This window comes from Xanthomonas sp. F14 (assembly GCF_014199865.1).
Genome location: NZ_JACHOM010000001.1, coordinates 1,754,481 through 1,777,215, shown reverse-complemented (window position 1 = coordinate 1,777,215; position 22,735 = coordinate 1,754,481). Strand labels below are relative to the sequence as shown.

21 protein-coding genes, 2 tRNA genes and 1 pseudogene are annotated in these 22,735 nt (G+C 57.5%); 21 read left to right on the top strand and 3 right to left on the bottom strand.

Translation table 11 applies throughout. From position 1 onward, the window contains the following. The first annotated feature begins 2 nt into the window (after positions 1–2). Positions 3–434: a type IV pilin protein gene (locus GGR73_RS07620; protein WP_104589994.1), complete on the top strand. Its 432-nt coding sequence runs from the start codon at positions 3–5 to the stop codon at positions 432–434. Positions 435–709: 275 nt separating this feature from the next. Here the strand turns inward: GGR73_RS07620 and GGR73_RS07615 are convergent. Together GGR73_RS07615 and GGR73_RS07610 are read right to left on the bottom strand one after the other, a co-directional pair. Further along, positions 710–786 (bottom strand) — tRNA-Asn (locus GGR73_RS07615). Positions 787–854: 68 nt separating this feature from the next. Continuing rightward, positions 855–1,385, bottom strand: a complete 531-nt coding sequence (locus GGR73_RS07610; RefSeq protein WP_184456287.1) for a GspH/FimT family pseudopilin — start codon at positions 1,383–1,385, stop codon at positions 855–857. A gap of 147 nt (positions 1,386–1,532) precedes the next feature. On the opposite strand from GGR73_RS07610, the gene uvrB reads away from it, so the two are divergent. Further along, positions 1,533–3,554 (top strand): excinuclease ABC subunit UvrB, encoded by a 2,022-nt coding sequence (gene uvrB, locus GGR73_RS07605; RefSeq protein ID WP_065031749.1) that lies wholly within the window; start codon positions 1,533–1,535, stop codon positions 3,552–3,554. 104 nt (positions 3,555–3,658) lie between these two features. Continuing rightward, positions 3,659–3,733: transfer RNA gene (locus GGR73_RS07600), tRNA-Val, on the top strand. On the opposite strand, the gene GGR73_RS07595 is transcribed toward GGR73_RS07600, so the two are convergent. Beyond that, entirely contained in the window at positions 3,704–3,955 is a 252-nt protein-coding gene (locus GGR73_RS07595; RefSeq protein ID WP_184456285.1) for a hypothetical protein, read from the bottom strand. The genes GGR73_RS07600 and GGR73_RS07595 overlap by 30 nt on opposite strands. Before the next feature lie 306 nt (positions 3,956–4,261). Here GGR73_RS07595 and GGR73_RS07590 point away from each other — a divergent pair, with 306 nt between their 5' ends. The 18 genes and pseudogenes from GGR73_RS07590 (at position 4,262) to GGR73_RS07510 (ending at position 22,319) form a co-directional block, all read left to right on the top strand. Beyond that, a complete protein-coding gene (locus GGR73_RS07590) occupies positions 4,262–4,504 on the top strand; it encodes a hypothetical protein (RefSeq protein ID WP_047130696.1) in 243 nt (80 codons plus the stop codon). 35 nt (positions 4,505–4,539) lie between these two features. Then, on the top strand, positions 4,540–6,213 hold the full coding sequence (locus GGR73_RS07585; RefSeq protein ID WP_184456283.1) for a type IV secretory system conjugative DNA transfer family protein: 1,674 nt from the start codon (positions 4,540–4,542) through the stop codon (positions 6,211–6,213). A 346-nt stretch (positions 6,214–6,559) separates the two neighbouring features. Then, the gene (locus GGR73_RS07580) at positions 6,560–6,970 is read left to right on the top strand and encodes a TcpQ domain-containing protein (RefSeq protein WP_024937947.1); all 411 of its coding nucleotides are present in this window, start codon (positions 6,560–6,562) and stop codon (positions 6,968–6,970) included. A 126-nt stretch (positions 6,971–7,096) separates the two neighbouring features. Continuing rightward, positions 7,097–8,116, top strand: coding sequence for a virB8 family protein (locus GGR73_RS07575; protein ID WP_046343299.1), 1,020 nt, complete (start codon positions 7,097–7,099; stop codon positions 8,114–8,116). After that, a complete protein-coding gene (locus tag GGR73_RS07570; RefSeq protein ID WP_154832247.1) occupies positions 8,113–8,880 on the top strand; it encodes a TrbG/VirB9 family P-type conjugative transfer protein in 768 nt (255 codons plus the stop codon). The genes GGR73_RS07575 and GGR73_RS07570 overlap by 4 nt, the downstream gene beginning before the upstream one ends. Beyond that, the gene (locus tag GGR73_RS07565; RefSeq protein ID WP_456362929.1) at positions 8,877–10,043 is read left to right on the top strand and encodes a TrbI/VirB10 family protein; all 1,167 of its coding nucleotides are present in this window, start codon (positions 8,877–8,879) and stop codon (positions 10,041–10,043) included. Before GGR73_RS07570 ends, GGR73_RS07565 begins: the two co-directional genes overlap by 4 nt. A gap of 14 nt (positions 10,044–10,057) precedes the next feature. Then, positions 10,058–11,098, top strand: a complete 1,041-nt coding sequence (gene virB11, locus GGR73_RS07560) for a P-type DNA transfer ATPase VirB11 (protein WP_166770836.1) — start codon at positions 10,058–10,060, stop codon at positions 11,096–11,098. 62 nt (positions 11,099–11,160) lie between these two features. Further along, positions 11,161–11,985 carry a lytic transglycosylase domain-containing protein gene (locus tag GGR73_RS07555; RefSeq protein ID WP_166770973.1) on the top strand — a complete coding sequence of 275 codons (825 nt, stop codon included), beginning with the start codon at positions 11,161–11,163 and terminating at the stop codon, positions 11,983–11,985. Positions 11,986–12,044: 59 nt separating this feature from the next. After that, the gene (locus GGR73_RS07550; RefSeq protein WP_166770837.1) at positions 12,045–12,452 is read left to right on the top strand and encodes a TrbC/VirB2 family protein; all 408 of its coding nucleotides are present in this window, start codon (positions 12,045–12,047) and stop codon (positions 12,450–12,452) included. Next, positions 12,445–12,756 (top strand): type IV secretion system protein VirB3, encoded by a 312-nt coding sequence (locus GGR73_RS07545; RefSeq protein WP_166770838.1) that lies wholly within the window; start codon positions 12,445–12,447, stop codon positions 12,754–12,756. The genes GGR73_RS07550 and GGR73_RS07545 overlap by 8 nt, the downstream gene beginning before the upstream one ends. Positions 12,757–12,857: 101 nt before the next feature. Beyond that, a complete protein-coding gene (locus GGR73_RS07540; protein ID WP_184456281.1) occupies positions 12,858–15,311 on the top strand; it encodes a VirB4 family type IV secretion/conjugal transfer ATPase in 2,454 nt (817 codons plus the stop codon). Positions 15,312–15,375: 64 nt separating this feature from the next. Continuing rightward, positions 15,376–16,125 carry a hypothetical protein gene (locus tag GGR73_RS07535; RefSeq protein ID WP_104600356.1) on the top strand — a complete coding sequence of 250 codons (750 nt, stop codon included), beginning with the start codon at positions 15,376–15,378 and terminating at the stop codon, positions 16,123–16,125. Positions 16,126–16,213: 88 nt separating this feature from the next. Further along, positions 16,214–17,287: a type IV secretion system protein gene (locus tag GGR73_RS07530; RefSeq protein ID WP_184456279.1), complete on the top strand. Its 1,074-nt coding sequence runs from the start codon at positions 16,214–16,216 to the stop codon at positions 17,285–17,287. 22 nt (positions 17,288–17,309) lie between these two features. Continuing rightward, on the top strand, positions 17,310–17,804 hold the full coding sequence (locus GGR73_RS07525) for a DUF4189 domain-containing protein (RefSeq protein ID WP_166770841.1): 495 nt from the start codon (positions 17,310–17,312) through the stop codon (positions 17,802–17,804). A gap of 21 nt (positions 17,805–17,825) precedes the next feature. Continuing rightward, complete coding sequence (locus GGR73_RS07520) at positions 17,826–18,629, top strand: XAC2610-related protein (protein ID WP_456362928.1); 804 nt, start codon at positions 17,826–17,828, stop codon at positions 18,627–18,629. Between the two features lie 105 nt (positions 18,630–18,734). Continuing rightward, positions 18,735–20,030, top strand: a complete 1,296-nt coding sequence (locus GGR73_RS07515) for an XVIPCD domain-containing protein (RefSeq protein WP_184456277.1) — start codon at positions 18,735–18,737, stop codon at positions 20,028–20,030. 39 nt (positions 20,031–20,069) lie between these two features. Further along, positions 20,070–20,428, top strand: a pseudogene (locus GGR73_RS20295) (hypothetical protein); the annotation flags it as partial. 274 nt (positions 20,429–20,702) lie between these two features. Next, a complete protein-coding gene (locus GGR73_RS07510) occupies positions 20,703–22,319 on the top strand; it encodes an alpha-glucosidase (RefSeq protein WP_184456275.1) in 1,617 nt (538 codons plus the stop codon). Positions 22,320–22,735 lie beyond the last annotated feature (416 nt).

Below are 22,735 nucleotides of genomic sequence, written 5' to 3'. Positions count from 1 at the left end.
GCATGAAAGCCGTTGGCAAAAAGCATGCTGCTGCGGGCTTTACACTGATCGAGCTGATGATCGTGGTTGCTGTGATTGCGGTCCTGGCAGGCATTGCGATGTATAACTACCAAGCGGCGGTAGTGCGCGCGAAGCGTTCAGCTGCAACGAGCTGCCTGCAGAGTGGTGCGCAGTACATGGAGCGTTACTACACGACGTATATGTCCTACAACAACACCAGTGCCCCACCAGCACTTCCTCAGTGCGATTCCGGTGTTGCCACTAGCTATACGTTAGCGCTTGCACCTTCAGCAGATGGAAGGACCTACACGATCACAGCAACGCCGATCAACCAACAAGCTAGAGCAGATACGAAATGCGCCACTCTGTCGATTCTGCAATCAGGTGAGCGCCGGGAGAGTGGTACGGCAACGTCTGTCAGCGATTGTTGGTGATTTTTTACGCATCTTCGTCGCATCATCAATGCCGGGCGTGAAGGGTGCGTAATCACTGAGCTGGCCTGTCTTTCGGCTGACCGAGCCGCTTGTGGATCAAGCAGCAGGCGGTGCATTACTGCACCGCCTGCTGTTGTCATTTTCAGAGTGTGCCTTCGCAGACAGCAGCCTTTGGTTCTGAGCGTGAGTTGCGTTGCTGCGCAGTTGCGTCTGGTAGAACGTTTGGATGCAGCTCAGAAACAAAAAAACCCACGCCGTAGCGTGGGTTTTTAATTTGGCGCCCGAAGTTGGACTCGAACCAACGACCCCCTGATTAACAGTCAAGTGCTCTAACCGGCTGAGCTATTCGGGCGGGGAGGCAAATTATAGGGATGGCCGGCCGGCTGTGCAAGCCCCCAGTTACGTCCGCGCGTCAGGTTCTCATGAGGGGCATGGTTGTGGCTGCGGCCGTACAGAGCGGGTCCGCCCGGCAATGCTGACGATTACTTGGGCCTCAAGGCTCCCACCCTGGCAGATGTGGAAGGTCACATTGCTCCCTAGGGTGGTTCCCAATGAGCCGTACCGCACCTGCGTGCGGCCCGTGGTGGTAAGGATGCTGAGCTTTGAGCTGTGCGTCGGTTTTGCCGACGCGATGATGTCGCTGGCATCGTCCGGCCTGCGATTGCCGTCGGGATCCGCGTATATAAGCCAACCGCTGGTCCAGTCATGGCCAGTCATGCATTCGCTTAACGAGTTCCTCGGACATATCGCAACGGCACTTCCCCGCGCAATGGACGTTGACCTTGCTAAGGTCAGGTGTGCGACGAGTTCGAGCACGGTGGCAGTGACTTGGTGTGACCGGTGGAGTCTGCTGAGGGATGGCAGCGCGATCGAGACGGCGATTGCAAGGACCGCTACTGCAATCATTGCTTCCATCAGGTTGAATCCTGCCTGGCGTCGGATCTTATCCATCGTGGAGCCCTCCGCTGAGGAGCTCAAGCTTCGGGAATGAGCCTTGGCCTGACGATCAGGTCAAGGCTGAAATTAGAGTAGGGAAACAACAAACATGGCCATCATCTGCCGTCGGTATACTTAGCGGTCGATTGAGGGTGCCGCTTCATGACCGACCGTTTCCAGCTCGTATCCCCGTACTCCCCAGCCGGCGATCAGCCTGCTGCCATCGAGAAGCTGGTGGCCAGCTTCGAGGCCGGTCTGGCCAAGCAGACCTTGCTGGGCGTGACCGGCTCCGGCAAGACCTACACCATTGCCAACGTGATCCAGCAGGTGCAGAAGCCGACCCTGGTGATGGCGCCGAACAAGACGCTGGCGGCGCAGCTGTACGGTGAGTTCAAGTCGTTCTTTCCGCACAACGCGGTTGAGTACTTCGTCAGCTACTACGACTACTACCAGCCCGAGGCCTACGTGCCCTCGTCGGACACCTTCATCGAGAAGGACAGTTCGATCAACGAGCACATCGAGCAGATGCGTCTGTCGGCGACCAAGACCCTGCTATCGCGTCGTGATTCGCTGGTGGTGGCCACAGTGTCGGCGATCTACGGCCTGGGCGCGCCGGAAGACTATCTGTCGCTGCGCTTGATCCTGTCGGTGGGCGAGCACATCGATCAACGTCAGTTGATCCGCCATCTCACCGATCTGCAGTACACCCGCAACGAATTCGAGCTGACCCGCGGCGCGTTCCGCGTGCGCGGCGAAGTGCTGGACGTGTTCCCGGCCGAATCCGACACCGAGGCGTTGCGGATCGAGTTGTTCGATGGCGACATCGAGCGGCTGACGCTGTTCGATCCGTTGACCGGTGAAACGCTGCGCAAGCTGCAGCGCTACACCGTGTACCCCAAGACGCATTACGCGACCACGCGCGAGCGCACGTTGAGCGCGGTGGACACGATCAAGGACGAATTGAAGGAAAGGTTGGAGCAACTGTATTCGCAGAATAAGCTGGTCGAAGCGCAGCGCCTGGCGCAACGCACCCAGTTCGATCTGGAAATGATGGCCGAGGTCGGCTTCTGCAACGGCATCGAAAACTACTCGCGGCATCTCACCGGCAAGGCGCCCGGCGAGCCGCCGCCGACGCTGTTCGACTACTTGCCACCGGACGCGCTGCTGGTCATCGACGAGTCGCATGTGACCATTCCGCAGATCGGCGCGATGTACAAGGGCGACCGCTCGCGTAAGGAAACGCTGGTGGAGTTCGGTTTTCGGCTGCCATCGGCACTGGACAACCGGCCATTGCGTTTCGAGGAATGGGAGGCACGTTCGCCGCGTAGCATCTACGTGTCGGCCACACCGGGTCCCTACGAGTTGCGCGAGTCTGCGGGCGAAATCACTGAGTTGGTGGTGCGGCCAACTGGCCTGATCGATCCGGTGGTCGAGATTCGTCCTGTCGGAACGCAGGTGGACGACCTGATGTCCGAAATCCAGGAGCGCATCAAGCTTGGCGACCGCGTGTTGGTGACGACGCTGACCAAGCGCATGTCCGAGAACCTCACCGAGTACCTCGGCGAGCACGGTATCCGGGTGCGCTATCTGCATTCGGATATCGACACGGTGGAGCGCGTGGAGATCATCCGCGACCTGCGCCTGGGCAAGTTCGACGTGCTGGTCGGCATCAACCTGCTCCGTGAAGGCCTGGACATGCCGGAAGTGTCGCTGGTGGCGATCCTAGATGCGGACAAGGAGGGCTTCCTGCGTTCGACCGGCTCGCTGATTCAGACCATCGGCCGCGCGGCGCGCAACCTGCGCGGCAAGGCCATTCTGTACGCCGACAAGATCACGCGTTCGATGCAGGCAGCGATCGACGAGACCGACCGTCGCCGCGAGAAGCAGGTCGAGTACAACCTGGAGCATGGCATCACGCCCAAGTCGGTGGCGCGTCCGATCTCCGACATCATGGAAGGTGCGCGCGAGGATGCCGCCGAGAAGAAGGCCGGCAAGGGGCGCTCGAAGTCGCGCCAGGTGGCGGAGGAAATGCCCGATTACCGCGCGATGGGGCCTGCCCAGATCGCCGGCAAGCTCAAGAGCCTGGAGCAGCAGATGTACCAGCACGCCAAGGACCTGGAGTTCGAGGCGGCCGCGCAGATTCGCGACCAGATCCAGAAACTCAAAGCTGCCAGCCTGGCGTAGGGCAGGGCGACAGCACGAAAGTTAGAGCGCAGGGAGGGCTTGTGGTGATCCAAACCCTGCGCTAGAATGCGCGCCCTGCACAGCGCAATGCTGACGCAGGAAACGGGCGGTTAGCTCAGCGGTAGAGCACTACCTTGACATGGTAGGGGTCACAGGTTCGAACCCTGTACCGCCCACCACTCCAAGTCCGGACGGCACGGCGACTTGAGTGGCTTCAACATCGGCAGCGACTGCTGCCGCGGATCCGAAAGTGACTTACGCAGCAGCTCTTGCAGCTTCCGCGTCTCCTGTATTTGGTCTTCGACAATCGCTTTCACTTCCTTCTGTGCATTGACCAGGCGTGTTGGACGAATTTCGTGCACCAGTCGGGCATTGCTGGCGGCGGAGCGGTTGGCTAGCAAGCTGGGCACTCTTTCGCCCCTGCGGACGAGGCCCTGGTGTCAGGCCAAGCTTCCGCTCAGCGTGCCATTTCGTCGCAGCGCTGGTCACCCCTTTCCCGAAGCGGCGAGCAGGTTTTTTAGTGCCAGGCGCGTGTGTGGCTAAGAAAGCACATCAAGTGCTGACGGAATTCCGCCGGCGCTGACCCATTCCGATCCGCGCCTGGCGTCGAATGCGCGCGCGGTTGTGTCGGCTTCACCGAAACCGCTTTCTCCATCACACGTCTTGCTTTAGCATCGCCTCCGCGCTGACGAAAAGGAAGACTGGCGATGGACGAGTATCAGCACACCGTGCTGACCAGGGGCGGGTACCGTGTCGTGGCAATCACCCGGGAAGACACCTATGCGCCCGACGCTGTGGTGGCCTATGCCGTGGTGACGGATGCCGGAACCCGGATCACGCCGGATCTTTCCCTGGATCAAGCCAGAGTCTGGATTGACTCGCTCGTCGAGAGCGAGAGTGGTGGACGCAAGTCGGATCTGGTCGATCACAGACCCGTTGTCCGTCGCTGATTGCCGTTGAGAAGTAAGCCAAGGAGTAGGGGCGCGTGTCCAAAGCCAAATTAATTGCAATCGCCACCGTGGTGACATTGCTTGTTGGATATTTCCTGTCCGGATATCTGACGCTTCTGTTGTTGCGGCTCGATACCGGGCTGTACGCATGGGATACCTACTACCGCTACGTCAAGGCGCTGGGCCTGCCGGAAGTGGCGCCTTACGCAACCAAGATCAAGATGTCCGGCATTCTCGGCTTTGGCCTGCCCGGGATCATCTGGGCCATCACGGTCGTGCTCCTGGTCAAGCCGAAGGCGCGGGCGCTGCATGGCGACGCGCGCTTTGCCGGAGCGGCAGACCTTTCCAAGCACGGTTTGTTCAAGCCGAGCGGCAACGGCATCGTGGTGGGCAAGTTCAACGGCAAGCTTGTACGGCTGAGCGGGCAACAGTTCGTGATCCTGGCCGCGCCAACGCGCTCCGGCAAGGGCGTCGGCGTGGTCATTCCCAACCTGCTGGAGTACCAGGAATCGGTAGTGGTCCTGGACATCAAGCAGGAGAACTTCGACCTCACCAGCGGCTGGCGGGCCAGTCAGGGGCATGAGGTGTTCCTCTTCAATCCCTTCGCCGAAGACCGGCGCACCCATCGCTGGAATCCGCTGACCTACGTATCCAGCGACCCCGCCTTCCGCGTGTCCGATCTGATGAGCATCGCCGCGATGCTGTATCCGGACGGGTCGGATGACCAGAAGTTCTGGGTCAGTCAGGCACGTAACGCGTTCATGGCGTTCGCCCTGTATCTGTTCGAAAACCAGGACGAAGAGTTGTCGCTCGGCTTCCCGGGCGGGGCAGGGGCTCCCACGCTTGGCGGCATCTATCGACTCTCGTCCGGGGATGGCACAGACCTCAAGAAATACCTCAAGTCACTGTCCGAGCGCAGATTCCTCAGCAGCAATGCGCGCTCAGCGTTTGCCAACATGCTGTCACAGGCCGATGAGACCTTTGCGTCCATCATGGGAACCCTGAAGGAGCCGCTCAACGCGTGGATCAACCCGGTCCTGGATGCGGCAACAAGCGCGGACGACTTCCTGCTCACCGACCTGCGCAAGAAGAAGATGACGATCTACATCGGCATCCAGCCGAACAAGCTGGCCGAAAGCCGGCTCATCATCAACTTGCTCTTCAGTCAGATCATCAACCTCAATACCCGCGAGCTCCCGAAATCCAACCCGGAACTCAAGTATCAATGCTTGCTGTTGATGGACGAATTCACCTCGATCGGCAAAGTGGACATCATTGCCACCGCGGTAGCCTATATGGCGGGTTACAACCTTCGCCTGCTGCCGATCATTCAGAGCATGGCGCAGCTGGACGCCACCTATGGCAAGGATCTGTCGCGCACCATCATCACCAACCATGCGCTGCAAATCCTCTACGCGCCGCGCGAGCAGCAGGATGCGAACGACTACTCCGAGATGTTGGGCTACACCACCATCAAGAAGAAGAACGTCACCCGCGGCAGGGAAACCACCCGGAGTATTTCCGAGGAGCGGCGTGCGCTCATGTTGCCGCAGGAGCTGAAGGCGATGGGCAACGAGAAGGAGGTCTTCCTGTACGAAGGCATCCCGCATCCGGTGAAATGCGACAAAATCCGCTACTACGAAGACCGCTATTTCACCGCACGCCTGCTGCCCAAGACAGACGTGAAAACGCTTTCCATCAGGTTGTGATGGTCGTCGCACAACGGCTGCGAAGGGGCGCCGGTAATTCTTGACTCATGTGTTCGTTAAGGGCAAAGTTACCCAGAATTTGCGCGGTGTTGATTTTTTGTTAAGAGGGGCGGCGCCGGACGGGGTCGTACAGGAGTAAGGCTATGGATGGTTCTTCGGCGTATTCATTTTTATCGATTGCGTGGCGTGGTGCTGACCTGCCTATGTGTGCTGGGTCGGCCAGGCATGTCCGCTCAAGCGAGTCATCAAAGACAGATTCACTCCGCCGCCCCAGGGTGAGCGGAGCTGTTGTGCTGTCCGTCTTAAGCCCGAAATCTCATGAGTTGGAGAAGTCAGAGTGAATCCGATGTATGTGTCCAAGCTGTCGCTGGTCTTGGTGGTCGCTGCGTTGGTCGGTGCCTGCGCGACCAAGCCTGCTCCCGATTTTGGTGGACGTTGGAAGCACGTCAATCACTTTGACGAAGCCCCTACCGAAATTCCGCTCTACACCTCCTACACGTATCAGGCTACGCCGATGGACGGCACGTTGAAGACGATGCTGGAGCGGTGGGCCGCGGATTCCAACATGCAGCTTTCCTACAACCTGCCTTCGGACTACACCCTGATCGCCCCGGTTTCCAATATCAGCACCACCAGCGTGCAGCAAGCCGCCACCGAGCTGAGCGCGGTCTACGCAGCGCAAGGTGTCTCGGTCTCGGTCTCTGCCAACAAGCTGCTGGTACAGCCGGTGCCGGTATCGTCTGGAGCCAAGCTCTAAGAGCTGAACCGCTGATCCGATGCTAACGGCATTCGGTCGGTGACTGAGCTCAAGCCTCCCATGTGCCCGCGCTCGTCGCGGCGATAGTTTCAGGCCTGACAAGGCCTTACGGTGACGGATCTAGACATGTTGCGTAAGAAGGTCAGTGAAAAGGACGGATCTGCCCAAGTGGGTGCGGCCGTCCAGAAAGCGGTGAACTACGAGGTCAGCATCGCCGATCTCGCGCGCCGCAGCGAAAAGCGTGCATGGATGGTAGCGACCGTTTCCATGATCATTACCGTTATGACGGCCGGCGGCTATTACTACATGCTGCCGCTGAAAGAGAAGGTGCCGTACCTGGTGATGGCGGACGCCTACTCGGGAACCAGCACGATCGCAAAACTCGAGGCGAATTTTGGTGGTCGGACGATCAGTACCAGTGAGGCGCTAGCGCGCAGCAATATTGCCCGGTTCATTATTGCTCGCGAATCATTCGACCTTACCATCATCGGCCAGCGCGACTGGAATACTGTGTCGGCAATGGGCTCCACGAACGTTGTGAATGAGTATCGGGCGCTGCACTCCGCCAATAATCCGTTACGGCCCTTGAATACATACGGAAAGCTGCGTGCCATCCGTATCAATATTCTGAGTATTACCTTGATTGGCGGAAAAGGACAGCCCTACAAAGGGGCAACCGTACGTTTTCAACGGACTGTGTACGACAAGAATTCGACGGTCTCTACGTTGCTTGACAATAAGATTGCGACGATGGGATTTGTCTACCAAGATAATTTGGAGATGAATGACAGCCTGCGAGTCGAAAATCCTTTAGGCTTCCGAGTAACTGATTATCGGGTAGACAACGACTACTCCTCGTTGCCAGCTGCTCCTGCCGGTGGCGCCGTGATCAACCCCCAGCCTCAGCCAACGGCGCAGCAGGCTGGTACTGGCATGATCGATCCTAGCGCGGCAAACGCCTCTGGTGCAGTTCAGCAGGGGGGCGTCCCATTGCAGCAGGGAGTACTTCCGCAGGGTGGCGTGCCTCAACAGCAGGTGCAGCCTGCGTTTCCCGATCAAATGCAGCCGGCAGCTCAGCCCGCGGCGCAGCCCGCGATTCAACCCCAGGGGATGCAGAACAATGTCAATGGAGCGAGTGGTCGATGAAACTTTTTAATCGGTACAGCGCTGCGTTATTTTCAGCACTGCCACTTGCAATATGTGCTTTCTCGGCTGCCGCTCAAGTGGTTCAGGAGTATGAGTATGCTCCGGATCGCATCTACCAGGTACGCACCGGCCTTGGCATTACCACTCAGGTCGAGCTAAGCCCGAACGAAAAGATCCTGGATTACAGCACAGGCTTTACTGGTGGTTGGGAGCTGACGCGGCGCGAGAATGTTTTTTATCTCAAGCCCAAAAATGTCGATGTCGATACGAACATGATGATTCGTACGGCAACGCATTCCTACATTCTTGAGCTCAAAGTAGTTGCAACAGATTGGCAGCGCCTCGAGCAGGCGAAGCAGGCTGGAGTTCAATACAAGGTCGTGTTCACCTACCCGAAGGACACAAGCTTCAACAATGTCGAAGACGCGGATGCGGCAAAGAAAGGCCCGTTGTTGAATGCCAAGATTTTGAAGGATCGGCGTTATTACTACGACTACGACTATGCGACACGTGCCAAGAAGTCCTGGCTTATTCCAAGCCGCGTCTATGACGACGGCAAGTTCACCTATATCAATATGGATTTGACGCGGTTTCCGACCGGGAACTTCCCAGCAGTTTTTGCCCGCGAAAAGGAACACGCGGAGGATTTTCTCGTCAATACCACAGTGGAGGGCAACACCCTGATCGTGCACGGGACTTACCCTTTCCTGGTGGTTCGCCATGGCGATAACGTCGTCGGTCTGCGAAGGAACAAGCAAAAGTGAACTCGAATATTCCAAACAGCCCTGATGAGCGCTCCCCAAACAATGGCGGGGAAGAACTGCGCAACGGTGAGTACAACGAGCGCAACAATCCTTACTTTGCGCGTCAGCAGGCAGGTGCCGAGCCGGACCTCGACGCCAATGAACCAGTGTTGCGTTCCAGCGACATCAAGCGTCTGAATCGTAAGGCGCTGGTGTTTCTGGCTGCCATTGCGGCCTTGTTGATTCTCGTCATCTTCTGGCTGGCGACACAAAGCGGAAACGATTCTCCCCCGCCTAAACAGCGTACGGAGACGGTGGTTGCGCCAGCGTTGCCGCAGAACATGACTGCGCCGGTGGAGGAAGCGCCAGTTCCACTTGCCCAGCAACCCAGCTTGCCGCCCCTGCCGCCAATGCCGACTGACGACAGCGAAGAGGGCAGCTCAGCGCCGGAGCGTCAGCGCGGCCCGACCTTGCTGGAGCGCCGTATCCTTGCCGAATCTGCCGCAAACGGCGCCGGCATGCCCGGGCAAACGGGCGCTCAGCCCGCACCTGGCCAAGAAGAAAGTCCTGTTACGCTGGCTAAGCCGATCAGCAACCCGGATGGCCTGTTGGTACGTGGCACCTACATCCGTTGCATCCTGGAGACCCGGATCATTTCCGACTTCGGTGGCTACACCTCGTGCATCGTGACCGAGCCGGTGTACTCGATCAACGGTCATAACCTGCTCTTGCCGAAGGGTTCGAAGATGCTAGGCCAGTACGGCGCCGGAGAGCCGACGACCAGGCGCCTGCAGGTCGTTTGGGATCGCGTCACCACGCCGACCGGGCTGGATGTCACGCTGGTCGGCCCTGGTATCGACACGCTCGGCAGCGCCGGCCATCCGGGTGATTACAGCGCGCATTGGGGCAACAAGATTGCGTCGGCGCTGTTCATCAGCTTGTTGAGCGATGCATTCAAGTATGCAGCTGCTGAATATGGTCCAGAAACGACCACAATCGGTGTTGGCAGCGGAATCGTCACTCAGCAGTTCGAGAGTAATACTGCTCGCAGCATCCAGCAGCTCGCCGAGCAGGCTGTGGAAAAGTCTGGGCGTCGTCCGGCAACCTTGACGATCAATCAGGGCACCGTATTGAACGTTTATGTTGCCAAGGACGTCGATTTCTCGGCGGTCCTGCCGAAGTGAATGAAAAGCCTGCCATGACGATCGATGATTCCCCGACGGCGCGCATTTCGAATGATTTCCTGGATTACCAGTACTCTGTGCTGGGCATCCTGGACTACCTGAATTCGCCTGACGTGACTGAAATCTGCATCAATCGGCCTGGCGAGCTGTATCTTGAAACGATCCATGGGTGGCAGCGGGTCGACGTGCCATCCTTGACATATGACCGCGCCCGCCAGTTCTGCACCGCGGTGGTGAACGAAAGCAACACCGGGCAGCGCATTACCGATGCGGATCCCGTGGTTTCGCTGACGTTTCCTACAGGGCAGCGTGCGCAGTTTGTCATGCCGCCCGCGTGCGATGCAGGCAAGGTGTCCATCACCATCCGGCTTCCGTCCAAGCACACCAAATCGCTCGAGCAATACAAGCACGACGGGTTCTTTGACGAGGTGCTTGAGCAATCGGCCGATGTCAGCGATCACGATCAAGAATTGCTGGAGTTGCGCCGCAAGCGCGATTACGCAGAATTCTTCAAAAAGTGCGTGCTCTATAAGAAGAACGTGGTCGTCGCCGGGGCGACAGGTAGCGGCAAGACCACCTTCATGAAGGCGCTCGTCAATCATATTCCGAGCGAAGAGCGCCTAGTGACGATCGAGGACGCTCGGGAACTGTTCATCAGTCAGCCCAATTCCGTGCACCTGCTGTACTCGAAGGGCGGGCAGAGCAGCAGTAACGTGACAGCTAAAAGCTGCATGGAAGCCTGTTTGCGCATGAAGCCGGATCGCATCATCCTGGCCGAGCTGCGTGGTGATGAGTCGTTCTACTTCATCCGTAACTGCGCATCCGGGCATCCGGGTTCTATTACCAGCTGCCACGCCGGAAGTGTCGAGCAGACGTGGGACCAGTTGGCGTTGATGGTGAAGGCATCGAGCGAAGGCTCCGGTCTGGAATTCGAGGTGATCAAGCGTTTGCTGAGAATGACCATCGATATCGTGGTTCATATCAAGGCACACGCGGGGCGCCGGTTCATCACGGGCATCGACTTCGATCCCTTGAGAACCCTGCGCGGTGGTTGAAAGGTCAATCCTTTGGTTGGGGCTGGTTCGGTTTTGCAAGGAGTAATGACATGTTGCCTGGCATGGAACTGATGGGGTGCACTGGACTTGCTGTTCCTGGCGAGGTGATGCAGCACGTTGTCCGTGTCGAGTCGTCGCGCAATCCGTATGCCATCGGTGTGGTTGGCGGGCGGTTGGTGCGTGAGCCGCGGGGGTTGGCCGAGGCAGTGGCCACTGCCAAGATGCTGGAGCAGAAGGGCTACAACTTCTCCCTCGGACTGGGCCAGGTCAATCGCTACAATCTGCAGAAGTACGGACTCACCAGTTATGAGATGGCATTCGATAAATGCCCCAATCTGGTGGCTGCTTCGAGGATTCTGGCGGAGTGCCATTCACGCTCCGGCGCCAATTGGGGCAAGTCGTTCAGCTGTTACTACTCCGGCAACTTCGAGACCGGCTTCAAGCATGGTTATGTCCAAAAGATCTATGCATCCATTCGTCAGTCGGTAGCATCCTCTGGAGCCGAGCCCATCGCGGTCGTGCCGACGCGCCAGGTGCAGTTACGGCCTGCCAATCCGCTCAAGCAGGCAGCCGCCGAATTGGCAGATGCGATCGTGGCGCGTCGTATTCAGGATCTAGCCGGAACGGGCAACACGGTGGCTTCACCGTCGGGGCCTATGCTATCGGCACCTTCAGCACCTTACTCTCTGCCAAGTCGCGCCACCCCCGTGGCCCCAGCGGCGGAGAACGAGTTGTATGTGATAAAGCCAACGGGCCAAGGGCGTGGGGTAGCGTTGCCCTCTGTCGCGCCGCAAGCCTCGACGCAGACCGAACAACCCATAAACCCCGTCTCCGTGCCGCGTGCACCACAGGCGGCTCCGCAAACAGATAGTGCATTTGTTTTTTAGGATGGAAGATCGCCAAGGATTATGGCTGCTGGACCCCCTCTGTTCCCAAGGAGTTAGACATGAAGTTTGAAATCGACAAGAAGACAGTTGCGGATGCCAAGATGGTCGGCACGCAGGCAGTGAAGGCGCTGCTGTTCACCTCGTTGTTGCTGGCGGCGGGCGGCGCTGGTGCGACGAATGAACTCGGCGGCACGGATACCCGCGTCTGCGGATTCCTGAACAATGTGACCAAGCTGCTGAACATGGGCTCGATCGCTGTCGTCACCATCGCCGTCATCGTGGCCGGCTACCAGATCGCATTTGCGCACAAGCGCATTTCCGAAGTTTCCCCGATCCTCATTGGTGGCGTACTGATTGGTGCGGCTGGGCAGATTGCGAATATGATCCTTCAGAATAAGGAGGGAGGCGCTCAGGAGTGCTCGACGCTCACCACTTCGCTTCTGCAGATCGCTCAGTACTATGCATAAAGACGTACTCTTCCGCGGCTGCACCCGTCCGGCGATGTTTCTGGGGGTGCCGTATATCCCTTTCTTCATCGGTGCGGGCGGTGGCTTGCTGCTGGGGATGTATATCAATCTTTGGTACCTGTTCACCATCCCCGTCATCATCTTTGGCATGCAGCAAATGGCAAAGAGGGACGAAATGATCTTCAGGTTGCTTGGATTGCGCTGGCTTTTCCGAATGCGCGTCCGAAACCTTCAGCGCTATTCCGGGATGTGGGTATTCACTCCCAACGAGTATCGCAAGGGGCCCCCGGGCACGCCGCGATGAGCACGTGAAAAGGTCAGCCAGCCCCATGCGCTCAATCCGCATGGGGTTGGTGTTTTAGCTGGTTCTTGGTGTGATGCTTTTCCTCTTACCTGGTAATGCCCATGTTCAGTCCAGACAGTCCGATCGGCGAATTTGTTTCCATCTCGACACATGTCGCTCCGTCCGTCGTCAAGACGACAGGTGGCGACTATCTGTTGATCTGGCATTTGGCTGGCTTGCCCTTCGTTGGGCGGGACGAATTTGAACTTGAGCAGCGGCACAATACGTTCAATCGGTTATTGCAAACCTTGCGTGCACCGGATTTCGCCAATATCGCGTTCTGGGTTCATGACGTTCGCCGTCGTCGCAAGATCGGTACCGGCGGGCGCTTCAAGCAATCGTTCAATCAGACGCTGTCCGACGAGTATTACGCGGCGCTATCCTCGCAAAAAATCATGCAGAACGAGTTGTACTTCAGCATGATCTATCGCCCGGTGGTGACGGGGCGGCGCCTGGTCGAAAAATCTGTAAATCCTGACAAAATCCGCGCCGAGGAAGAGCAGGCTATCTCCAAGATCGTCGAGTTAGCCACTAACGTCGAGGCGGTACTGAAGGATTATTCACCTTACCGGCTTGGCATGTATGAGGCCAAGAATGGTGTGGTGTTTTCCGAGACGCTTGAGTTTCTCGGCTACCTGCTCAACCGGATCGACGAGCCTGTTCCGGTGCTGCAAGCCCCAGTGCCAGCGTATCTGCCCGTCAGCAAGCACATGTTTGCCAACAAGACCGGCGATTTTGTCATTCGCACGCCGGACGGCATCAATCATTTCGGTGCGATCCTCAATGTCAAGGAGTATGCCGATGGAACCTATCCCGGCATTCTCAATGGTTTGAAGTATCTCGATTTTGAGTATGTGATGACGCATTCCTTCAGCCCGGTCGGTCGCCACGATGCACTAAAGGTGCTGGAACGCACCAAGGGCATGATGATTTCGTCGGGCGACAAATCCTCCAGTCAGATCCGCGACCTGGACCTGGCGATGGATGACGTGGCCTCCGGCAATTTTGTATTGGGCGAGTACCACTTCACCCTGGCGGTGTATGCCGACAGCCAGGAGAAGTTGGCAAGGCAGATCGCGACGACGCGAGCAGAGCTCTCCAATGCCGGTTTCGTCTCGGCCAAGGAGGATCTGGCGATCGCCTCGTCGTTCTATGCCCAGCTGCCGGGTAACTGGCGCTTCCGCACGCGTATCGCCAACCTGAGTTCGCTCAATTTCCTCGGTTTGTCGCCGTTGCACAACTTCGCCCAGGGCAAGCAGCACAACAATCCATGGGGTGATTGCGTCACGACGCTGCAGACCACTAACGGTCAGCCGTATTACTTCAACTTTCATGCCACGCACCCGGCCGAGAATTCTCTGGGCGAAAAGGCGATCGGCAACACGATGGTCATCGGCAAGTCTGGTACCGGCAAGACGGCATTGATCAACTTCCTGCTAAGCCAGGTGCAGAAGTTCGATCCAATCCCGACGATCTTCTTCTTCGACAAGGACCGCGGCGCGGAGATTTTCGTGCGTGCCTGTGGCGGGAACTACCTGGCGCTGGAGAACGGCTCCCCGACCGGCTTCAACCCGTTTCAGTGCGAGCGCAATGAGGCCAATACCCAATTCCTTGCTGAGCTGATCAAGGTGCTCGGTGGCAAGGCCGAGTACAGCGCCCGCGAGGAGGAAGACATCTACCGCGCGGTGGAAGGCATGCTGGACACGCCGATGCATCTGCGCAACATGAGCAACTTCCGCAAGAGCCTGCCCAATATGGGCGACGACGGGCTGTATGCGCGCCTGCGTCGTTGGACCGCCGGCAACTCGCTGGGCTGGGTATTCGACAACCCGGTCGATACCATCGACCTGACGCGCGCCTCGATCATCGGCTTCGACTACACCGACGTGATCGACAACGCCGAAGTGCGCGTGCCGGTGATCAATTATCTGCTGCACCGCCTGGAGGCGCTGATCGACGGCCGCCCGCTGATCTACGTGATGGACGAGTTCTGGAAGATCCTGGACGGCAAGGGCGGCCTGAAGGAGTTCGCCAAGAATAAGCAGAAGACCATCCGTAAGCAAAACGGCCTGGGCATCTTTGCCACGCAGAGCCCGGAAGACGCCCTAGCCAGCGACATCGCCGCGGCGCTGATCGAGCAGACCGCCACGATGGTGCTGCTGCCCAACCCCAACGCCAGTCGCGACGATTACATCGAAGGCCTCAAGCTGACCGATGCCGAGTACCAGGTGGTGGTCTCGCTCGACGAGCGCTCGCGCTGCTTCCTGGTCAAGCAAGGCCACGCCTCTGCGGTATGCCAGCTCAATCTGCGTGGTATGGACGACGCACTGTCGGTCATTTCGTCCTCGACCGACAACATCGAGATCATGCATGAAATCCTGGCCGGCAAGGCCAGCAAGTTGGGCGTCACCGTCGATCAGCTGACGCCGGAGCAGTGGCTGAGCGATTTCTATGCCAACCGCAAGGGCTCGGGTAAGCGCAAAGCCGTCAAAGACAAGGAGGCCGAGGATGCGTAGTCCTCATCATCGGCAGCACACTTTCCACGCATCAACTTCATCTGTGTCAGGAGGCAAAAACACCATGGCAACCAAGTTCAGACATTTTTCTCGCGTGTTCACGGGACTGGTGCTGCTCTGCATGGCCGGAGCCGCCAGTGCGCAGTGGGAAGTGGAAGACAAGAAGTTGAATGAGAAGGTGGAGCAGATTCGCAAGAACCAGACCATCAAAAATGGCGATGGTAAGGAATCCAGTGGCAAGGAAGTAGAGAAGCCGAAGGAAAAGATCGAGAAGATTCCCGATGACCAAGGTGTGGCGGCATGCGCGGCTTCAACGAAAGGAACGCCCGTGTCCGATTCGCAGAAGGAATCGTGCGAGTTGATTCAACGCACTCTCAATTCTCAATACAACTACATGGTCGCCATGTATGAGATCACCACCAAGCGTCTTGAACGTTTACGCACGATCGAGGATGAACGCAAGAAGATCGGCGACCAAAAGATCGGCGAATTGGAGAGCAATACCAACAAGCTGCTCGCGCTGAAAGCGATGATGGATATCGACCGCCAGCAGATGGAGTCGGCGATGTTTGCCTATGACAAGCGCATTGCCTACCTGACTGGGCAGCAGACAGCAGCGGCCAAGGCGGCAATGGCCGGCAAGGAACCACCAAAAAGCAATCGTTGGAGTTGGGTGCCGGATTGGGTGCCCGACGATGTGCTGAGTCTAGGTAAAACGCTTGCGGCCGGTGCAGTGATGAAGGGCGCGCTCGAGGCGATCAAGAGTGACAAGCCATCTGGCATGGAACCGCCGTTGGCAATCGATAAAGACTGACGATATGGCACGACCGGATCATGCAACGTAATCAACCCCGGGGCAGCGACTGCCCCACGGCGCAGCCGTCTAGTGGATGTGGTGACATATGGATTTTTTGACGAACATCGCCAACTACGAATTTTTTCGTCTGATCAACAACTACCTGCGCGATGAGATTGCGATTTTTCAGTGGGAGTTGTTGCAGCGCACAACGGCCTGGGTGGGTATGGTGTCCCTGACGGTGTTGACGCTTTGGATTTTTATCCAAGGTTATCGCATCGTGACCGGTCAGTCGCGCGAGGCGGCGATGGGCTTGGTGGTCACGGCGCTTCGCGCGGCGCTGATCATCGGATTGGCGACCAGCATGGCGCAAGGCTCTCCGCGTTTGTATTGGACGCTAACAGACGGGATCAGCTCGGCGATCACCCGGACAGTGACGGGCAGCTCAAAGAGTCCCTACGAGGCGATCGACAAGAATCTGATGCTGATGCAAGTGGCGATGTCGGCGTTGGATCAGATCAAGACGGGCGGTGACGAGGAGAGCAAAGACGAAAAAGACCGGGCTCGGTGGTTCACCGGCCTCGGAATGGCCGGTCCAGGGGTTGTCGCCGGCTCGATGTTGCTACTCAACAAACTGGCAATGGCGCTGGTAGTAGGATTTGGGCCTCTGTTCATCCTGTGTCTGCTGTTTCAGGCGACGAAGTCGTTGTTCAGCAAGTGGCTGCTATACGGATTGGGCACTGTGTTTTCGTTGTCGGTGTTGACCTTCACGGTGAGCTTGGCGACCAAGGTGGTCGGCGCAGTGGGCGCAGCCTTCGTCGCAAAGTGGGCAATGAACGGATTTACGGGTGAAGGCATCAGCAGCATGGCGCTGCAGCAGGGAGGATTAGGACTGGTGTTAACGACGTTGATCATCACGGCACCACCAATGGCAGCAGCCTTCTTCCAGGGCACGCTAGGCCAGTTCACGGCGTACTCGGCGCTGGGGCAGCTGGATCGGGCAGGTCAGTCTCCGGCAGCTGGGCGGCCTTATGAGCCTGGGGCGCCTGCTAAAGATTCAGGTCGCCCCGACAGTCATGCTAGAGGTGGCGCGGATAACATAGTTCGATCAGATACAGGAGTCCGTTCTGATTCTCCTCCTCCTCAGGAATCCGGGAACCGCGGTCTTGCACAGCGTTAGGCGCAACCTTAAGGGGTGCTGAATGAAATTTATCTATTTGGTATTATTCTTATTTTTAGCAGCGAGCGCTAGTCCAGTTCTCTCTCAGACGGCATGCCCTTCAGGAGTCGCTGCCGGTAGCCCGCAATGTGGGCCTGACTCTGGCACATCAAGAGGCGATCTCTCGATTCCTCCCCCTCGACCTACAGGAGAATGGCTTAAGACATGGGGGGCAATTGCTACATCTGAGTCGACCGGTGAGGCTGGCACAGCAGTCAATAAGTTTTCGGAAAAAGATGCTCGAAATTCCGCTATTAACCAATGCGCCTTGGGTGGCGCATCGGATTGTAAAGTCCATTTAGTCTACAGAAATCAGTGTGCTTCATTTGCAGCTTCTCATTCAGATACTTTCTTCCAAGCAGCTGAAAGTAAAGAGGTGGCGACCGAATTAGCGAAAAAGAATTGCGAAAAAAGTGGAACTGGCTCCTGTAAATTGATGTATTCCGATTGTACGGAGCCGGTATTTAAGAAATATTGATTTGAATTGGAAGGGTTTTACATGGTGGAGCGTACACTAGCAAGAGCGGTCCTGGGAGCGCTGTATTTAGCTTGTGTTATCTCGATTACAGCGTGCGGTCCTGGCAATACTCCGTCCGCAGAGGCTGACGGAGCGAAATTATCCGATCGAGATCAAACTGGCAAAAAGCCTGAATCCTCGACGCAAAAGGACTTGAAAATGCCATCTACTGTCAATGCCAAGCTCAACGATCAGGGCGAGATAAACGCAGATATCAGTGGCATTGCTGTTTCAATCAAGGCGCAGGGCTGTAGCGAAGATAGTCCAGGGATCATGCTATGTAACCGTTCGCCGGTCGTGGAGGTGACATTCCCCGGAGCCAAGCCGATTGCACTGGAGCCTGAGGCTTTGTACGTGGATAGTAATTCCACGTTCTATCATGGTCAGCTAGACGACACTTACAAGAAGAACCGCCACTCAGTCATTCTGACCGATATCAATGGCGATGGGCACGAAGATGTAGTGGTGTGGTCTGGCAAAGAGGGTAATTATGGTGGTCCCTCTTACAGTGTTTATCTTTTCGATGCTGCGCAGAAAAGCCTTGTTTTCAATCAGTCGCTATCCGATATTACGGTAATGGCCAACGGCCTATTCTCCTTGAAAGGGAATGTGTTGGCGTCTACTTCTGGCGATGGATGTTGTATCCACATCTTTGATACCTATGAGCTTAAAGATAACGAAGCAGTGCTGATAGAGCGGTTAACCGAAGATACGAATGATCCGGCTAATCCGAAGAAAAAGATCGAGCGGCTTCAAGACGGTGAAATGAAGGAGGTGTCCAACTAGGAAGTGATTGGTAATTGCTAGTGAGTACATGCAACGCATCTTCGGGTCTGCAATGCCGGTAGATGCAACAACAAATTCTAATGATATGCACGTACGGAGAATACTATGAGCGATGGACGTGGTCGGAGCACCGAAGGCTTTGGTGTGGATCGGGAGTCTTCTGTTAGGTTGATCGTCAAAACCGCTCTTGAGAACGGTGTGACAGATCCAAAGCAAATATCGTACATGTTGGCGACGGCTCAACATGAGACGCGTAATTTTCAGGCGCCTGAAGAAGATTTCGGACGCAGCCAAGCGCGCAAGCTTGGATATAGCGGCGGCGAGGAGTTCTATGGCCGTGGTTACGTACATCTTACCCACGACTACAACTATGCGAAGTTCGATAAGTTGCTAGGCCTTAACGGTGAAATGGTCCGCAACCCGGACATGGCCAAGCAACCGGAAATCGCTGCAAAGGTTCTAGTTGTAGGTATGCGTGACGGCTTATTTACAGGCAAGCCTCTTGATCGCTACATCGATAATGATAGCCACGACGTCTACAACGCGCGACGCGTCGTCAACGGAGTTACTCCTAGCAAACCCTGGAGCGTGAAGGCAGCCAAGGAATGCGAGGAGTATGCGGGCAATTGGGAACGTCGCGTTCCCGATTTGATAGAAAGCGTCAAGCGCGATGGTGTCGACCTTAAGCACAGCGTGACGTCTGGTTCGACATCCCATCAAGTTTCGAAGTCCAATGATGGCAAGCTCGAAGAAGGCGAGCGCGGCGAGCAAGTGAAGCAGTTGCAAGGCCAACTTGCGCAACTCGGTGCCGTTGGTCGCGATGGCAAACCCTTGAAACCTGACGGCGACTTCGGCGGCAACACCAAGCACGCGGTCGAGCAATTCCAGCGCGAGCACGGGTTGCAGATAGACGGCGTCGCAGGTCAACAGACTCAGGCCGCTTTGGCCAAGGTGTTGACCCAGGCGACACCCAAGCAAGCTGAGCACACTCCCGCTCCTGCTGCGCCGGCACAGGCAGCATCCAGCCCCTTGTTGTCTGACCCGCGCCATCCCGACAACGCGATGTACAACGGCGCAGTGAGCAAGCTCGAAGCGCTGGGTGAACGTGGCGGTTTTGCCAACCGTAAAGAACTCGAGCAGGCAGCCGGGCAAATCGTGTTCGAGTCCAAGGTCAGCGGTCTCCAGCGCATCGACCATGTGGTGCCCAATAAGAACGGCGACGGCTTCTTCGCAGTACAGGGCGAGATGACCGACCCGGCAATGCAGCGGATTTTTGTGGATCGCAACCAAGCGCAGAATCAATCGTTGGAAAACAGTAGCCGGCAAGCAGCCGAGGAAAGCCAGCGTCAGGCCACTCAGGTGCAGGCACAGGAAACTGCTTCACGTTCGATGTCCATGTAAATCGGGCGTGTTGGTCGTTGCGTTTCAGCGATCTGGTAAATCGCCAAGGCAGTCAGGAATGTCCGCCTTGGCTCTATTTCCTGCGACCTGCGCGACGAAATTTCCATCTTTCAATAGGAAGTTGTTGCAGCGCACGACCGCCTGCGTCGGTATGGTGTCATTGACGTACTGACGCTTCGGATCTTCATCCGTGGCTACCGCATCTTGATCGGCTAGTCGTGCGAAGCGGCGATGGGGTTGGTGGTGACGGCACTGCGGGCGGCGCTGATCATCGGATTAGCCACTAGCATGGCCAAAGGCTCTCCGCAGTTGTACTGGACGCTGACCGACGGGATCAGCTCGGTGATCACGCAGACGGTGACAGTGTCGGTGACTCTGAGAGTCCTTATGAGGCGATCCGTTTATTGTGGTTGGTGAACCATTACTTGGTTGTCCGTGTATATCGTTCAGCGTGCAGAATATGTCTATTTTCAGGCGCGCAGACGATTCTCCTATGCCGCATACGCCGCTTCATTAACTGCGTGACCTGGGCAAAAAGCCGCTGAGTCGTCGCACATGTGGCTGCTCATGAATACGTATGCACGAGCATGCTCTAGGTCTGTTACGCCGCTACGCTAACGCTCTTGGCTGGGTGCTCCTTCGTGTACCCGCATTGGCCCGGGAGGGGCGTACATGTCGCAGACACCATGGTGGCGCGGGGCCGTCATCTATCAGATCTATCCGCGTAGTTTTCTCGATTCCAACGGCGATGGGGTGGGCGATCTGCCGGGCATCATCGCCAAGCTCGACTACATCGCAGGGTTGGGCGTGGATGCGATCTGGATCTCGCCGTTCTTCAAGTCGCCGATGGCCGATTTCGGCTACGACATCGCGGACTACCGTGCGGTGGATCCGCTGTTCGGGACGCTGGATGACTTCGATCGGTTGCTCGACAAGGCGCATGGCCTTGGCTTGAAGGTGATGATCGATCAGGTGTTGAGCCACACCTCGATCGCACATGCCTGGTTTCAGGAAAGCCGCCAGGATCGGACCAATGCGAAGGCCGATTGGTATGTGTGGGCCGATCCGCGCGAGGATGGGACACCGCCGAACAACTGGTTGTCGTTGTTCGGTGGGGTGGCGTGGCAATGGGAGCCGCGGCGTGAACAGTATTACCTGCACAACTTCCTGGTGGATCAGCCGGACCTCAACTTTCACAACGCCGAGGTGCAGCAGGCGACGCTGGATAACGTACGCTTCTGGCTGGATCGCGGGGTGGATGGGTTCCGCCTGGATGCGATCAACTTCTGCTTCCACGATGCGCAGCTGCGTGACAATCCGGCCAAGCCGGCCGACAAGCGGGTGGGGCGCGGGTTCAGTGCCGACAACCCTTACGCGTATCAGTACCACTACTTCAACAACACGCAGCCGGAAAATCTAGCGTTCCTCGAGCGCTTGCGCGGGCTGTTGGATCTTTATCCGAATGCAGTGAGCCTTGGCGAGATCTCGTCGGAGGACTCGCTGGCGACCACTGCCGAGTACACCGCCCATGGCCGCCTGCATATGGGCTACAGCTTCGAGCTGCTGGTGCAGGACTACAGTGCTGCTTATATCCGCGAGACGGTGAGCCGGCTCGAAGCCACGATGTTGGAAGGTTGGCCATGTTGGGCCATTTCCAACCACGACGTGGTGCGCGCGGTGACACGCTGGGGCGGGGCCGATGCGTCGCTGGCGTTCGCGCGAATGGTGGTTGCAATGCTGTGTTCGCTGCGTGGCTCGATCTGCCTGTACCAGGGCGAGGAGCTGGGCCTGGGCGAGGCGGATGTGGCGTTCGAGGATCTGCGCGATCCGTATGGCATCACCTTCTGGCCAACCTTCAAGGGTCGCGATGGCTGCCGCACGCCGATGCCATGGACGGATGCGCCGTCGGCAGGGTTCAGCAGCGGCAAGCCGTGGTTGCCGCTGGCTGAGGAGCATCGTGCGGCTGCGGTGAGCGTGCAGCAGGACGATCCGTTGTCCGTGCTCAGTGCGGTGCGACAGTTCCTGGCTTGGCGCAGGGGCGAGCCTGCGTTACGCGAGGGCGCGATCACGTTCTACGAAACCGCCGAACCTGTGCTGATGTTCCGGCGCGAGCACGCCGGCCAGGTGATGTTGCTGGCATTCAATCTGTCGGCCGATGCAGCTGAGCTTGGGCTGCCGGCTGGCGCGTGGAAGCAGGTCGATGTGCCCGGCGTGGAGCGCGGAGCCATCGAACATGATCGCCTGCGCTTGGCCGGGCATGCAGTGGTTTGTGCGATCGAAGTTCGCTGACGGTGTGTCGCGCCAGCTAGCTGTCTGTGCGTGATTGTCTGGAACGCGGCGAGGCATTCCTTGGGGGAATGCCTCGCTTTTTTTTGTAGTGACGATTGCTTGGTTTGCCAAGCATTTATAGCGTTACGCCAGCTGTGCGGCTATTCCCAGTCGATCAGGTCCTTGCTCTCTGGATGAGGCAGGGTGTGCTGTTCTCCATGCCAGTCGGAGTGGTCTGACCAGAAGGCTGAACGTGGATGGCAATGGGCTGCGAGGACGTCAGCGTTGCCGGCGGCCCTGCAGCAACGGCTTGGATTCGTGTTGGTGCAGGCAGGCGCTGATGGTGTCGGGAGATTGGCCCCGTTCCGGTGCGACAGGCGAATGTTATGCGCAGGGAGGTGCTGATGCGCAGGTGGCGGTCGATCCTGTGCGCTTTG